Here is a 12779-nt window from a genome sequence, read left to right as displayed (position 1 = left end):
CCCCCCGATCGGGATGGATCCCACGCATGGGTTCCCGGGACGAGCGAGAAATAACGGGCCAACGACGTGATTGCGCTGATTGCGGATCGACCGGACAGAGCAACTTCGGCCGGGGTGGCGTCGTTGTGGAAAGCGGTTCAGCACACCCGGAATCTTCTGAAAGGACAGTTGATATGAGTCTTCGTCACCACATCCGCGGAGCCGTCTCGGTCGTCGCCTCCCTCGCCGCGCTGCTGTTCGGCGCCGGACTGGCCACCGCGCCGGGCGCCGCCGCGGCGTACGCGGACTGTTCGAGCGGGGCCATCTGCTTCTTCTCCGAAAAGGACGGCGGCGGGTCGCGCTGCCAGTACTACAACGACACGCCGCGCACGAGCTGCGACTTCATGAACGACGGCCGGACGACGTGGTCGGTCTACAACCGGTCCGCCGTGCGGGTGCACTACTACATGGACGCCAACTACGGCCGCCGCATCGGCAGCACGCTGTCGGGCGTCAGCGGGAACCTGTCCGGGTCCTACACGGTGGGTTCGGTGTGCTTCGAGGACAGCGGCTCGTCCTGCCCGAGGTGACCGCCGGCCCTCGCGGGACGGGTCACAGCAGGCCCCGTCCCGCGAGGTTGGCCATCAGGGCGCGGATGCCGAACGTCCAGGGCGGCGCCTGTTCGCTGTGCGCGACCACGTTCACCAGGGTGCCCAGGCGGGGCGTGGAGATCCGCACGACGTCGCCGAGGTGGTGGGTGAAGCCCTGGCCGGGGGCGTCCCGGTCGGTGGTCGGGGCGAACATCGTGCCGGTGAACAGCATCAGCCCGTCCGGGTACTGGTGCAGCGCGCCGATCGACTGGGCGACCAGGTCGAGCGGGTCGCGGCTGATCTCGCGCAGCGAGCTGACGCTCTCCAGCTCGAAGCCGTCGGTGCCGGTGATGCGGAGGGTGATGTCCAGCTCCCGGGCGTCGTCGATCGTGAAGCCGTCGTCGAACAGGCGCAGGAACGGGCCGATGGCGCAGGAGGCGTTGTTGTCCTTGGCCTTGCCGAGCAGCAGGGCGGAGCGGCCCTCGACGTCGCGGAGGTTGACGTCGTTGCCGAGGGTCGCGCCCACGGCCCGGCCGCGGGAGTCGACGGCGAGGACGAGTTCGGGCTCGGGGTTGTTCCAGGTGGAGCGCGACCAGACACCGATCTCGGCGCCGACGCCGACCGAGGAGAGGACCGGCGCCTTGGTGAAGACCTCCGCGTCGGGGCCGATGCCGACCTCCAGGTACTGCGACCACAGGCCCTCGGCGATGAGCACCTCCTTGGCGCGGGCGGCCTCCGGCGAGCCCGGCACCAGGTCGCCGATGTGCCCGCCTATCACCTCGCGCACGCGCCGCCGGACCTCGGCGGCGCGGGACGGGTCGCCGGCGGCGCGTTCCTCGATGACGCGCTCGATCATGCTGCGCACGAACGTGACGCCGCACGCCTTGAGGACCTGGAGGTCGCAGGGCGCGAGGTAGTGCGGCACGTCGCGGCGCCCGGCGAGGGTGGCGGCCAGCACCTCGGCGGCCGGCCAGGTCCGGGCGGCGGGGGCGGTGGCCGCGAACTCGGCCGCGTCCGGGCGGTCGAGCAGATCGGCGACGGTGGGCGTGTGCGGGGTGAGGTCGGCCAGCTCGGCGCCGCGCAGGGCGACGACCGAGGGGCCGCCCGCCTCGGGGTCGTGGACGCGGGCTATGAGCGTGGCGCGGTCCGCGTCCTCGGGCGGTATCGCGGCGAGATAATCGGTCAGATCCATGGTTCGATCACTCCCCCTGGGCGTGGCGGCGGGCCAGTTCACGGTAGTGGGCGGCGTTGCGGCGGATGTTGGCGGCCTCCTCGTCGGTCAGCTCGCGGCGAACCTTGCCTGGCACCCCGGCGACCAGCGACCCCGGCGGCACGCGGGTGCCCTCCAGCAGGACCGTTCCGGCGGCGACGAGTGAACCGGCGCCGACGTGCGACCCGTTGAGCAGCACGGCGCCCATGCCGACCAGGACGTCGTCCGCCACGGTGCAGCCGTGCACGACGGCGCGGTGTCCGACGGAGACGCCGGCGCCGATGAGGGCGGGGAAGCCGGGGTCGGCGTGCAGGACGCAGCCGTCCTGCACATTGCTGCCGGGGCCGATCTCGATGCGGTCGGTGTCGGCGCGCGCGACCGCGCCGTACCAGAGGCTGGCGTCCTCGGCGAGGCGCACCGCGCCGATGACGGTGGCGCCCGGCGCCACCCAGGCGCCGGGGGCGAGTTCGGGTCGGTGGCCGTCGAAGGGGAGCACGGTCATGGGCCTCACTTCCGTTCCGGGCGGGGCCGTCAGGGTAAACGGCGGCGGGCCGGGACAGGCGCGCGGGATCCGCGCTCACCCGGCCGTTCGGTCGCTCAGCATGATCGCCCGGGAGGCGAGGAACGTGACCGGCACCGCCGCCACGGCGGCCAGCAGCGGGGCGAACCCGCTGGTCACGCCCAGCACATCGACGAGGAGGTAGACACCGCAGGTGGTGACGAGGAAGTTGGTCAGATTGCTCAGCGGGAACAACAGGAACTTCCGCCGGGTGGGCCGGGTCCGGTACGTGAAGCGGGCGTGCAGGAAGAACGCGCCGACCATGCTCACCGTGAACGCCACGATGTGCGCGGCCAGATAGGGCAGCGCCCGCAGCAACAGCAGGTAACAGGCGTAGTACCCGGCCGTGTTGACCAGGCCCACCACCGAGAACGCCGCGAGCTGTCCGAACGGGCGGCGGATGGGCGGCACCGCGGCCGGTCTGCTGGTCCCCGACACCCGTCCCCCCTGGGGCGGCGCGCCACCGCGGCGTTCCGCTGTCACCGGGAAGGACGGAGAACGTACTCGGTACGTTCCCTCGACGACGGAACCCGGCCGAAGGGCCGGGTTCCGGTGGTGCTGGCGGTGCTGGTGGTGCGGGAGCGCGGGACGGGTCAGAGGGCGCTGCCCGCCTGCCAGTCGGCCCAGCTCATGTTCCATCCGTTGAGCCCGTTGTCCGGCTGGATCTCCCGGTCCGGGGAGTTGACGACGACGATCACATCGCCGAGCAGCGACTCCTCGAAGAACCAGGCGCCGTCCGTGTCCGGGTCGTCCGCGCCCTGGGCGTCGTTCAGCCCTATGCAGCCGTGGCTGGTGTTGCTGCTGCCGAAGACCCCGTCGGCGGCCCAGTAGTTGCCGTGGACGAACGTCCCGGAGGTGGACAGCCGCATCGCGTGCGGCACGTCGGGTATGTCGTACTCGCCCTCGCCGTCGTCGTCCGTGAAGCCGACGGTGGCGCCGTTCATCCGGGTCTCCTCGAGCTTCTCGGAGATCACCATGATGCCGTTGTAGGTGGGGGTCTCCTCGCTGCCCGCGGAGATCGGGACGGTGCGCAGCGGCTGGCCGTCCCGGACGACCTCCATCTGGTGGCTCTCCGCGTCCACGGTGCTGATCTGGGAGCGGCCCACGGTGAAGGAGAAGGTGCGGTCCTGCCAGCCGATGACGTCGGCGGCGCCCTCGACCCCGTCGAAGTTGAGGTCGACGGTGACCTCGCTGTTGGCCGCCCAGTAGTCCTCGGGCCGGAAGTCGAGGCGGGTGTCGCTGAACCAGTGGCCCACGATCTCCTGGCCGCTGGTGCTGTTGATCTCGACCGCGGCCTCTATCTCGGCGCGGTTCTCGATGGGCTTGTCGAAGTTGAGCGAGACGGGCATGCCGACGCCGACGGTCGTGCCGTCCTCCGGCGTGAAGTACCCGGTGAAGCTGTTCTCCGGGGAGACGGTGGTGAAGGTGCGGGTCTCGTGCGCCTCGCGGCCCTCGGCGTCGCTGGCCTGGACCGACAGCTCGTACTTGGTGCCCCGGTCGAGCTGGGCGTCCGGGGCCCAGCTCGCCCCGTCCCCGGATATGGTCCCGGCGACCTCGGTGCCGCTCTCGGCGGCCGTGAGGACGACCTCGTCGAGCGTGCCGCCCTCGACGCTGACCTGGACGTCGTCATTGATCCCGACGCCGTCGGCGGCATCGTCCGGAGTGATGGAAATCACTGCCGTCGAGGTGTTCGCGTCCTCGGCGGCGCGGTCCGCGTCACTCTGCTCGCTGCCGCCGTCCCTGGAGTCCCCCGCAGGCTCGTCGTCCCCGCCGCCGCTGCATGCCGACAGTGTCAGCACCCCGCTGAGCAGCGCCGCTGCCGCCATCAGGCCCTTGCGCCGCATCCCGTCCCTCATCAGATCGCTCGCTCCGTCCGCTGCCGTGTCCCCCCACCTGGCCGGAAGACACATGGGGGAGAACGTTCATATGGCGGCAGCCGGTTCCACTCTAAGTGAATCCGTTCGATAGCTCATATGTTCGATCGGTCGCCATTCGGCCCTAGTCGACATCGTCGTCCTCGTCCTCGCCGCCCCAGCCCTCCTCGGGGTCGTAGTCGGCCAGCTCGCTGCTCCACGACGCCTGCGCCAGCACCACCCCCGGCACCTCGGCGACCAGGTCGACGGGGTCGACGAGGTAGGCGACGGCCTCCGCCTCGTCGCGCGAGACCGTCTGCGCGGCCTGATCGCGCTCCGCCGGGGGCATCAGCTCGTCGCCCTCGATCCGCGCCCACGCGGCGCGGATGAGTTCGTCGGGCTCGGCGATCTCCAGGACCATCTCCACGCGGACGCGCACATGGCGCGTGCCGCCGCTCAGTTCATCAGTCATGTCCCGGAGGGTAAAGCGCCCGCCCGCCGCCTCTTCCCCACGACCCGCACCGGCCCGTAACATCGCTCCCCATGGACGGTCACCTCCGCGGCCTCGATCGCCGCCCGCTGATATGCAGCGTCGTCGCGGCCGGTGTCCTGTGCCTGGTGTGGCTGCTGCCCTCGGCCTACACCAACGGCGACAGCGACTCCGGCTCGGGCGTGATCCCCGTCGAGCAGACGGTCCCGGACTTCGACCGAAACCAGTAGCCCGCCCGACCGGATCGGACCGGTGCCGGAGCCGGTGCCGGTCAGGCCAGCGGCCCGGTGGCCGACTCGGCCGCCGCGATCAGCGCGCCGCCGCCCACGAACGCCTCGGCCGCGGCCAGATCGGGCGCGAGGAAACGGTCCTCCCCCGGTCCCCCCACCCCCGCGGCGCGCGCCGCCCCGATGACCGCCCGGGCCGCGGGCCCCGGCCACAGCCCCTGGGCGCCCAGCCCGTCCCGCAGCTCCAGCGCGCGAGTCGCCGCGTACAGCTCGACGGCGATGACCCGGGTCAGCCCGTCCACCGCCGCCCGCAGCTTGCGCGCCGCCGCCCACCCCATCGAGACGTGGTCCTCCTGCATGGCCGAGGAGGGGATGGAGTCCACCGAGGCGGGCACCGCCAGCCGCTTGAGCTCGCCGACCACGGCGGCCTGCGTGTACTGCGCGATCATCAGCCCGGAGTCGACGCCCGCGTCGTGCGCCAGGAACGGCGGCAGCCCGTGCGAGCGGTTGCGGTCCAGCAGCCGGTCGGTGCGGCGTTCCGTGATGGAGGCGAGATCGGCCGCCGCGATGGCCAGGAAGTCCAGCACATAGCCGACGGGCGCGCCGTGGAAGTTCCCGTTGGACTCCACCCGGCCGTCCACCACGACCGGGTTGTCCACGGCGGCGGCCAGCTCCCGTTCCGCGACCGAACGGGCGTGGACCAGGGTGTCGCGGCCCGCGCCGGCGACCTGGGGGGCGCAGCGCACCGAGTAGGCGTCCTGGACCCGGGGCGCCTCGTCCTGGTGGTGCCCGGTCAGGCCCGAACCGGCAAGCACCCGCCGCATGTTGGCGGCGCTGGCCGCCTGCCCCGGGTGCGGGCGGAGCGCGTGCAGCTCGGGGGCGAGCACCCGGTCGGTGCCCAGCAGCGCTTCCAGGGTGAGCGCGGCGGTGATGTCGGCGGAGGTGAACAGCCGGCCGAGGTCGGCGCAGGCCAGCACGAGCATGCCGAGCATACCGTCGGTGCCGTTGAGCAGCGCCAGGCCCTCCTTCTCGCGCAGCTCGACCGGCGCGATGCCGTGCGCGGCGAGCAGCTCGGCGGCCGGGCGCACCACGCCGTCGGGGCCCTCGGCCTCGCCCTCGCCGAGCAGCGTCAGGGCGCAGTGCGAGAGCGGCGCGAGGTCGCCGGAGCAGCCCAGCGAGCCGTACTCGTGCACGACCGGGGTGATGCCCGCGTTGAGCAGGGCGGCCATGGCGCGCGCCACCTCGGGCCGGACCCCGGTGTGCCCGGAGGCGATGGTCTTCAGCCGCAGGAACAGCAGGGCCCGCACCACCTCGCGCTCCACGCGCGGGCCCATGCCGGCGGCGTGCGAGCGGACGATGTTGCGCTGGAGCCGGGCCCGCAGGTCGGGGCCGATGTGCCGGACGGCGAGCGCGCCGAAGCCGGTGGAGACGCCGTAGACCGGCTCGGGCCGGGCGGCGAGGCCGTCGATGACGCGCCGGGCGGCGGCCATGGCGGCGAGAGCCGGCTCGGACAGCTCGACGGGGGCGCCGTGGCGCGCGACAGCGAGAACGTCGTCGAAGGAGGTGCCGGAGGTACCCAGCACGATGTGCATAGCCATATTCAGAGACCCTACGGTCTGAATTGCCGCTCGTCGTCGCCGGGGCGTGGGGTGCGGGGCGCGGAGCGGCCGCGGAAGCGGCGGCGTTCGGCGCCCCGGCCACCCGGCGCGTCCGCCAGGGCCACCACCACGTCGTGCGGGCCGCCGCGCCCGGCCACCACCGGCATCGGCGACCCGGCGGCCTTCGCCTGGTACTGCGCCGCGTCGGCCAGCCGGAACAGCCGGCGCGCGGAGCGCAACGGGCCGATCGCCTCCCCCGTCGAGGCCACCCCGCAGGCCACCCCCTCCCCCGGCTCCAGCTCCCGGGCCCGGCGGCAGATCTCCTCGGCGGCCCGCTCCACCTCGGCGGCGCTCGCCCCCACCGCCACCAGACAGAACTCGTCACCCCCCAGCCGCGCGGCCAGCGCCCCCGGCACCGCGGCCCCGCACCGCGAGAGCACCGCGCCGAACCGCTCCAGGAGCCGATCGCCGATCGCGTGCCCGTACGTGTCGTTGACCCGCTTGAGGCCGTTGAGGTCGCAGACGACGAGGCTGACCACCTCGCCCGTGGCGCGGTGCCGCTCCAGCGCCTCGTCCAGGCGTATGTCCACCGCCCGGCGGTTGGCCAGCCCGGTCAGCGGATCGGTGAACGCCAGCCGCCGCGCCTCCGCCAGCCGCTCGTACTGCACCAGGCCAGCCGCCACCACCGCGGCCAGCACGGAGGCGAAGTCCGCGTCCCGCCGCCCGAAGACCTCCCCGGCCGGGCCGCGCGCCACATACAGCTCGCCCCAGGCCCGGCCGTTCAGCACGACGGGCGCCACCACGCAGCAGCCCCGGCCCCGGCGGCGCAGGGCGGCGACCCGGCGGCTGGCGCGCGATCCGGCGGCGGACTCCACCCAGGCGCGCGGCTCCCCGCCGCGCGCCCACCGCTCGTGCAGAAACTCCGCGATCTCCGGGAAGTCCCGCACGGGGTACGACTCGTCGGCCGGGAACTCCTCCTCGCCCTCGGCCAGTTCGCCGGTGTTGACCAGCACCCGCAGCCGCCCCCGCTCCCGCTCCCAGACGGACATCGCGGCGAACGATCCGCCCAGCGCGGCCCGGGCCCCCTCGGCGGCGGCCCACGCGACCTCGGGCAGCCCGGGCGCGGCGGCCATGCCCTGCGCCACATCGACGACGGCCCGCAGCCGGATATCGTCACCCATACGCCCAGGCTAGGAGCGTTCCGCGCGCTTTGGGGCCTTCAGCTACTCCCTGCCCCTTTCGTACGAGCGCCAGCGCCCGGGCGGCGCCACCGGTCACCCCCACGCGCCGGGGCGCACGGCCGCTCGCCCCCGGCTACTCCCCCGGCCAGCGGGGAGCGCGCTTCTCGTTGAACGCGGCCACGCCCTCCGCGCGGTCCGGGGAGAACGCGACCGTGCGCCACGCGGCGTCCTCCACCTCCAGGCCGGCCGGCAGGCCGAGGCCGAAGCCGGTGCGCAGCGCGCGCTTGGCGGCGCGCAGGCCCACCGGGGAGTTGGCGGCGATCCGGGTGGCCAGCGCCAGCGCGTCGGCCGCCGCCCGGCCGGGCTCGGTCAGCTCGTCGATCAGGCCCAGCTCCCGCGCCTCCCCGGCCACGACCCGCCGCCCGGTGAAGATCAGCTCCGCGGCCCGCGCCGCGCCCACCCGCCGGGGCAGCAACTGGGTGCCGCCGCCGCCGGGAATGACGCCGACGGTCACCTCCGGCAGGCCCACCACGGCCGTGGGGTCGGCCACGATCAGATCGCAGGACAGCGCCAGTTCGAAGCCGCCGCCCAGCGCGAAGCCGCACACCGCGGCGACGGCCGGCACCGGCAGCTCCAGCACGGCGGTGAACGCGGCCCGCAGCACCGTCCGGTGGCGGCCGAACTCCGCGTCGGTCAGGCCGTTGCGCTCCTTCAGGTCCGCGCCCACGCAGAACGCGCGCTCGCCGGTCGAGCCCAGCACCACCGCCCGCACCGACCGGTCCGCCGCCAGCTCGCCGCAGGCCGCGGTGAGCCGGCGGGCCAGCTCGGTGGAGATCGCGTTCATGGCCTCCGGCCGGTCCAGCAGCAGCTCGGCCACATGGCCCTCGCGCCGCACCACGACCCAGTCCCCGTACCGCCGTTCGTCCATGGTCCGCAGACTAATCCAGGGGTTCCGGCACGCCGATAGGATTGCGGCATGAGGCCCAGCTACCAAGTGCACTTCACCGAACAAGCCGCCGCCAAGCGGGACAGTCTGGAAGGGGAACGGCGGGCCGCCTTCGACAAGGCCGTGGACCTGCTCAGCCGCGACCCCTACAGCGAGCTGACTCGGGCGATCAGCGCGACCGGGGACGACCGAGAGGTCCGGCTGACCCAGCACATCATGATCGAGTACACCGTGAGTACCGGACGGCTGCTGATCTTCATCATCGAGATCTTCGACGACCAGGATATCTTCTTCACCGGATGACCGGGCGGGGCAGCCGCCCGGTCATCCCCGCCGGGACAGCAGCCAGGGCTCCACGATGCCCAGGCCCCGGACCGGGCGCTGGTAGAGAGGCTGGAGCGCGAAGCGGTACCCGGCGGCGCGGCCGTCGCCCGTGTCGGCCGCCTTCTCGGACTGCGGGGCCAGACCGGCCGCGGTCAGCTCCTCCCGCATCGCGCCGTCCACCAGCACCATGTCCTTGGGCGCTATCGAAGTGAGCCGGCTGGCCAGATTGACCGTGTTGCCGAAGACGTCGCCCATCCGCGTCGTCACCGTGCCGAACGCGATGCCCACCCGCAGCTCCGGCATCATGGGGTCGTCGCCCAGCGTCTCCACCAGCCGCAGCCCGATGTCCGCCGCCGTGCCCGCGTCGTCCGCCGCGAACAGCACCTCGTCGCCCAGCGTCTTGATCAGCCGCCCGCCCTGGGCCGCGACCTGGTCCGCGGCGGTCGTCTCGAACGCCTCCACCAGCTCGCCGAGCTGCTCCTCCTCCAGCCGCCGGGTGAGCCGCGTGAAGCCGACCAGGTCCGCGAAGCCGACCGCGAGCCGCCGGTCCACCATCTCGTCGTCGTCCTGCGCCTGGACCACCCGGCCGGTGGCCGCGGCGAGCTGCCGCCGCCACACGTACACCAGGAACTCCTCCAGCTCCGGCAGCAGCAGCTCCACCAGCGGATAGGCCACCTCGGTGCGGGTCATGCCCGGCTCCGGCGGCTCGGTCAGCCCCTCCAGGAACGAGTCGATCTGCCAGTCCGCGAGCCGCGCCGTCGTCTGCCCGGTGGACCGCGCCACCTGGATCGCCATCGACTCGCTCAGCAGCCCCGCCTCGACCAGCCCGGCCAGCCGCCGCAGCGCCAGCACGTCGGACTCGGTCAGCACGCGGGCCTGGCCGATGTCCGGGAAGCCCATCGCCCGCCAGAACCGGGAGGCCAGATCCATCGGAACGCCCGCCGCGCGAGCCGCCTGGAACGGGGTGTACTGCCGCTCGGCGCCGAGGATCAACTGCTCGATGCGCAGCGCGATGTTCTCGTCGTTCTCCGCGATGTCGGTGTCGGCGGCGTGCGCGGCGTGCCCCGCGTGCTCCTCGTCGGCGCCATCCCCCGGGTCCGGCGCGGGCGTGTCCGGGTCAGCCTCGGCCACGGCCACCGCCCGCCATCAGGGGATCGATCCCTTCGCTGCGCACTGCCCCACCGTTCCGCTCCGCCGCGCCCGTCGCGCGTTTCCACGGCCCAACCCTACGGCAGGTGTGCCCTAAGTCACGTCGCCCGGAGATGGATGATGTCAGCGGCTGTCAGCGGATGCCGGGTGCCGTCGTCGGCCGCGATGACCAGCCGCCCTTCGCCGTCCAGCGCCTCCGCCGTGCCGTGCAGCTCCTCGTCGCCGGGCAGTTCCGCGCGCACCCGGCGGCCGAGCGTGGCGCAGCCCGCCGCGTACGTGTCCAGCAGGCCGGCCGCCTCCGGGTCGCCGCCCGCGCGGGTCCAGCGGGTGTACCAGTCGGCCAGGGAACGCAGGCAGGCGCGCAGCAGCGGGTCCCGGTCGGTGGAGACGGCCCCGGCCAGCAGCAGCGAGCCGGCGCCCGGCACGGGCAGCTCGTCCGCGCGCAGCGACACGTTGAGACCGATGCCCAGCACGACCATGCCGCCCTCGGCGCGCTCGGCGAGGATGCCGCCGCACTTGCGCTCCTCGGCGTCCACGGTCACCAGCAGGTCGTTGGGCCATTTGAGCGCCGTGTCGACGCCCGCGGCGCGGGCCACGGCGGCGGCGGTGGCGACCCCGGCGAGCAGCGGCAGCCAGGTGAGGCGGTCCGCCGGGACCTCGGGCGCGGGCTGGAGCAGCACCGAGAAGAACAGCCCGGACCGCGGCGGGGCGCTCCAGGTGCGGCCCAGCCGCCCGCGCCCGCTGGTCTGCTCCTCGGCGATCAGCACGGTGCCGGGACCGGCCCGGCCGGCCCGGACGGCGGCGATCAGGTCCACGTTGGTGGACCCGGTGGACTCCAGGACGTCGAGCCGGGTCCACAGGCTGTCCGGCCGGATCAGCGCGGCGCGCAGGGCCCGTTCGCCGAGCGGCGGGCGGTCGAGCTGGGACCAGCGGCTCCCGGGAGAGGTCATGCGGTCAGCCTAGATCGTGTGCGGCGGGAGCGAGATCTGACACATGTTCCCGGCCCGCCCCTGCCCCTCCGGGCGGGCGCGATTAGCCTACGGATCAGTAGCCCCCGAGGACGAGTAGGAGCCGCTGCCGTGGCCGAGAGCATCCACACCACCGCGGGCAAGATCGCCGACCTCAGGCGCCGGATGGAGGAGGCGACGCACGCGGGCTCGGCCCGGGCGGTGGAGAAGCAGCACGCCAAGGGGAAGCTGACGGCGCGGGAGCGGGTCGATCTGCTGCTGGACGAGGGGTCGTTCACCGAGCTGGACGAGTTCGCCCGGCACCGGGCCACCGGGTTCGGCATCGAGAACAACCGGCCCTACGGGGACGGCGTGGTCACCGGCTACGGCACCGTGGACGGCCGCCCGGTCGCCGTCTATTCGCAGGACTTCACGGTCTTCGGCGGCTCGCTCGGCGAGGTCTACGGCGAGAAGATCGTGAAGGTCATGGACTTCGCGCTGAAGACCGGCTGCCCGGTCATCGGCATCAACGACGGCGGCGGGGCGCGCATCCAGGAGGGCGTGACGGCGCTCGGCCTGTTCGCGGAGATCTTCCGGCGGAACGTGCACGCCTCCGGCGTGATCCCGCAGATCTCCGTGATCACCGGGCCCTGCGCGGGCGGCGCCGTCTACTCACCGGCGATCACGGACTTTACGGTGATGGTCGATCAGACCTCGCACATGTTCATCACCGGTCCCGATGTGATCAAGACGGTCACCGGCGAGGACGTCGGCTTCGAGGAGCTGGGCGGCGCCCGCACGCACAACACGCTCTCCGGCGTGGCGCACCACATGGCCGGGGACGAGAAGGACGCCTTCGAGTTCGTCAAGGCGCTGCTGTCCTATCTGCCCTCCAACAACCTGTCCGAGCCGCCCGCCTTCCTGCAGGAGACGGACCTGGAGATCACGGCGGCGGACGAGGAACTGGACACGCTCGTCCCGGACTCGGCGAACCAGCCCTACGACATGCACGAGGCGATCGAACACGTGCTGGACGACGGGGAGTTCCTGGAGACCCAGGCGCTGTTCGCGCCGAACATCATCACCGGCTTCGGCCGGGTGGAGGGCTATCCGGTGGGCATCGTCGCCAACCAGCCGCTCCAGTTCGCCGGCTGCCTGGACATCAACGCCTCGGAGAAGGCCGCCCGTTTCGTGCGGACCTGCGACGCGTTCAACGTGCCGGTGCTGACGTTCGTCGACGTGCCGGGCTTCCTGCCGGGCACCGACCAGGAGTACAACGGCATCATCCGCCGCGGGGCCAAGCTGATCTACGCGTACGCGGAGGCGACGGTCCCGCTGATCACGGTGATCACCCGCAAGGCGTTCGGCGGCGCGTACGACGTGATGGGCTCCAAGCACCTGGGCGCCGACCTCAACCTGGCCTGGCCGACGGCCCAGATCGCCGTCATGGGGGCGCAGGGCGCGGTCAACATCCTGCACCGGCGCACGCTGGCGGCGCTCGACTCGGACGACGAGCGCGAGGAGACCCGGGCGCGGCTGACCCAGGAGTACGAGGACGCGCTGCTCAATCCGTACGCCGCCGCCGAACGCGGCTATGTGGACGCGGTCATCTCGCCGTCCGCGACCCGCCGTTATGTGGTGCGCGGGCTGCGCGCGCTGCGGACCAAGCGCGGCCAGTTGCCGCCCAAGAAGCACGGAAACATTCCGCTGTGAGGACCATCGGAGG

At 73.1% G+C, this 12779-nt stretch carries 14 protein-coding genes; 4 read left to right on the top strand and 10 right to left on the bottom strand.

Translation table 11 applies throughout. The annotated features are described in order from the left end of the window. Window positions 1–173 precede the first annotated feature (173 nt). Window positions 174–569 carry a peptidase inhibitor family I36 protein gene (locus RM590_RS06740; RefSeq protein WP_311703460.1) on the top strand — a complete coding sequence of 132 codons (396 nt, stop codon included), beginning with the start codon at window positions 174–176 and terminating at the stop codon, window positions 567–569. 22 nt (window positions 570–591) lie between these two features. On the opposite strand, the gene RM590_RS06735 is transcribed toward RM590_RS06740, so the two are convergent. The 5 genes from RM590_RS06735 to RM590_RS06715 all read right to left on the bottom strand — a co-directional run bounded on the left by RM590_RS06735 (window position 592) and on the right by RM590_RS06715 (window position 4663). Beyond that, window positions 592–1761 carry a fumarylacetoacetate hydrolase family protein gene (locus RM590_RS06735; RefSeq protein ID WP_311703459.1) on the bottom strand — a complete coding sequence of 390 codons (1170 nt, stop codon included), beginning with the start codon at window positions 1759–1761 and terminating at the stop codon, window positions 592–594. Between the two features lie 7 nt (window positions 1762–1768). After that, window positions 1769–2281, bottom strand: coding sequence for a gamma carbonic anhydrase family protein (locus RM590_RS06730; protein ID WP_311703458.1), 513 nt, complete (start codon window positions 2279–2281; stop codon window positions 1769–1771). 75 nt (window positions 2282–2356) lie between these two features. Next, window positions 2357–2776 carry a GtrA family protein gene (locus RM590_RS06725; protein WP_311703457.1) on the bottom strand — a complete coding sequence of 140 codons (420 nt, stop codon included), beginning with the start codon at window positions 2774–2776 and terminating at the stop codon, window positions 2357–2359. A 155-nt stretch (window positions 2777–2931) separates the two neighbouring features. Further along, window positions 2932–4194 carry a L,D-transpeptidase family protein gene (locus RM590_RS06720; RefSeq protein WP_311703456.1) on the bottom strand — a complete coding sequence of 421 codons (1263 nt, stop codon included), beginning with the start codon at window positions 4192–4194 and terminating at the stop codon, window positions 2932–2934. A 142-nt stretch (window positions 4195–4336) separates the two neighbouring features. Next, window positions 4337–4663, bottom strand: a complete 327-nt coding sequence (locus RM590_RS06715) for a hypothetical protein (RefSeq protein WP_311703455.1) — start codon at window positions 4661–4663, stop codon at window positions 4337–4339. Window positions 4664–4734: 71 nt separating this feature from the next. On the opposite strand from RM590_RS06715, the gene RM590_RS06710 reads away from it, so the two are divergent. Beyond that, window positions 4735–4911, top strand: coding sequence for a hypothetical protein (locus RM590_RS06710; protein ID WP_311703454.1), 177 nt, complete (start codon window positions 4735–4737; stop codon window positions 4909–4911). A gap of 41 nt (window positions 4912–4952) precedes the next feature. Here RM590_RS06710 and hutH read toward each other — a convergent pair whose 3' ends face one another. The 3 genes from hutH to RM590_RS06695 form a co-directional block, all read right to left on the bottom strand. Further along, on the bottom strand, window positions 4953–6500 hold the full coding sequence (gene hutH, locus RM590_RS06705; RefSeq protein ID WP_311703823.1) for a histidine ammonia-lyase: 1548 nt from the start codon (window positions 6498–6500) through the stop codon (window positions 4953–4955). A 17-nt stretch (window positions 6501–6517) separates the two neighbouring features. Continuing rightward, window positions 6518–7687 carry a GGDEF domain-containing protein gene (locus RM590_RS06700; protein ID WP_311703453.1) on the bottom strand — a complete coding sequence of 390 codons (1170 nt, stop codon included), beginning with the start codon at window positions 7685–7687 and terminating at the stop codon, window positions 6518–6520. 133 nt (window positions 7688–7820) lie between these two features. Then, window positions 7821–8615, bottom strand: coding sequence for an enoyl-CoA hydratase/isomerase family protein (locus tag RM590_RS06695; RefSeq protein ID WP_311703452.1), 795 nt, complete (start codon window positions 8613–8615; stop codon window positions 7821–7823). Window positions 8616–8663: 48 nt separating this feature from the next. Between RM590_RS06695 and RM590_RS06690 the strand changes: the two genes are divergently transcribed. After that, window positions 8664–8936 (top strand): hypothetical protein, encoded by a 273-nt coding sequence (locus RM590_RS06690; protein WP_311703451.1) that lies wholly within the window; start codon window positions 8664–8666, stop codon window positions 8934–8936. Between the two features lie 21 nt (window positions 8937–8957). On the opposite strand, the gene RM590_RS06685 is transcribed toward RM590_RS06690, so the two are convergent. Next, window positions 8958–9992: an adenylate/guanylate cyclase domain-containing protein gene (locus tag RM590_RS06685; protein WP_311703822.1), complete on the bottom strand. Its 1035-nt coding sequence runs from the start codon at window positions 9990–9992 to the stop codon at window positions 8958–8960. Window positions 9993–10204: 212 nt separating this feature from the next. Beyond that, on the bottom strand, window positions 10205–11056 hold the full coding sequence (locus RM590_RS06680; RefSeq protein WP_311703450.1) for a biotin--[acetyl-CoA-carboxylase] ligase: 852 nt from the start codon (window positions 11054–11056) through the stop codon (window positions 10205–10207). Between the two features lie 183 nt (window positions 11057–11239). Between RM590_RS06680 and RM590_RS06675 the strand changes: the two genes are divergently transcribed. Beyond that, entirely contained in the window at window positions 11240–12766 is a 1527-nt protein-coding gene (locus tag RM590_RS06675) for an acyl-CoA carboxylase subunit beta (protein WP_311703821.1), read from the top strand. Window positions 12767–12779: the final 13 nt, after the last annotated feature.

It is taken from the genome of Streptomyces litchfieldiae (genome assembly GCF_031845365.1).
Classification (GTDB): domain Bacteria; phylum Actinomycetota; class Actinomycetes; order Streptomycetales; family Streptomycetaceae; genus Streptomyces; species Streptomyces litchfieldiae.
This window is presented reverse-complemented; position numbering and strand designations above follow the sequence as displayed.

Excerpts from the sequence above, each read along its gene's own strand:
- RM590_RS06740 (WP_311703460.1), top strand. The coding sequence starts at position 174 with ATGAGTCTTCGTCACCACATCCGCGGAGCCGTCTCGGTCGTCGCCTCC.
- RM590_RS06680 (WP_311703450.1), bottom strand. The coding sequence starts at position 11,056 with ATGACCTCTCCCGGGAGCCGCTGGTCCCAGCTCGACCGCCCGCCGCTC.
- RM590_RS06695 (WP_311703452.1), bottom strand. The coding sequence starts at position 8,615 with ATGGACGAACGGCGGTACGGGGACTGGGTCGTGGTGCGGCGCGAGGGC.
- RM590_RS06675 (WP_311703821.1), top strand. The coding sequence starts at position 11,240 with ATGGAGGAGGCGACGCACGCGGGCTCGGCCCGGGCGGTGGAGAAGCAG.
- RM590_RS06715 (WP_311703455.1), bottom strand. The coding sequence starts at position 4,663 with ATGACTGATGAACTGAGCGGCGGCACGCGCCATGTGCGCGTCCGCGTG.
- RM590_RS06720 (WP_311703456.1), bottom strand. The coding sequence starts at position 4,194 with ATGAGGGACGGGATGCGGCGCAAGGGCCTGATGGCGGCAGCGGCGCTG.
- RM590_RS06690 (WP_311703451.1), top strand. The coding sequence starts at position 8,664 with ATGAGGCCCAGCTACCAAGTGCACTTCACCGAACAAGCCGCCGCCAAG.
- RM590_RS06730 (WP_311703458.1), bottom strand. The coding sequence starts at position 2,281 with ATGACCGTGCTCCCCTTCGACGGCCACCGACCCGAACTCGCCCCCGGC.
- RM590_RS06710 (WP_311703454.1), top strand. The coding sequence starts at position 4,735 with ATGGACGGTCACCTCCGCGGCCTCGATCGCCGCCCGCTGATATGCAGC.
- RM590_RS06735 (WP_311703459.1), bottom strand. The coding sequence starts at position 1,761 with ATGGATCTGACCGATTATCTCGCCGCGATACCGCCCGAGGACGCGGAC.
- RM590_RS06700 (WP_311703453.1), bottom strand. The coding sequence starts at position 7,687 with ATGGGTGACGATATCCGGCTGCGGGCCGTCGTCGATGTGGCGCAGGGC.
- hutH (WP_311703823.1), bottom strand. The coding sequence starts at position 6,500 with ATGCACATCGTGCTGGGTACCTCCGGCACCTCCTTCGACGACGTTCTC.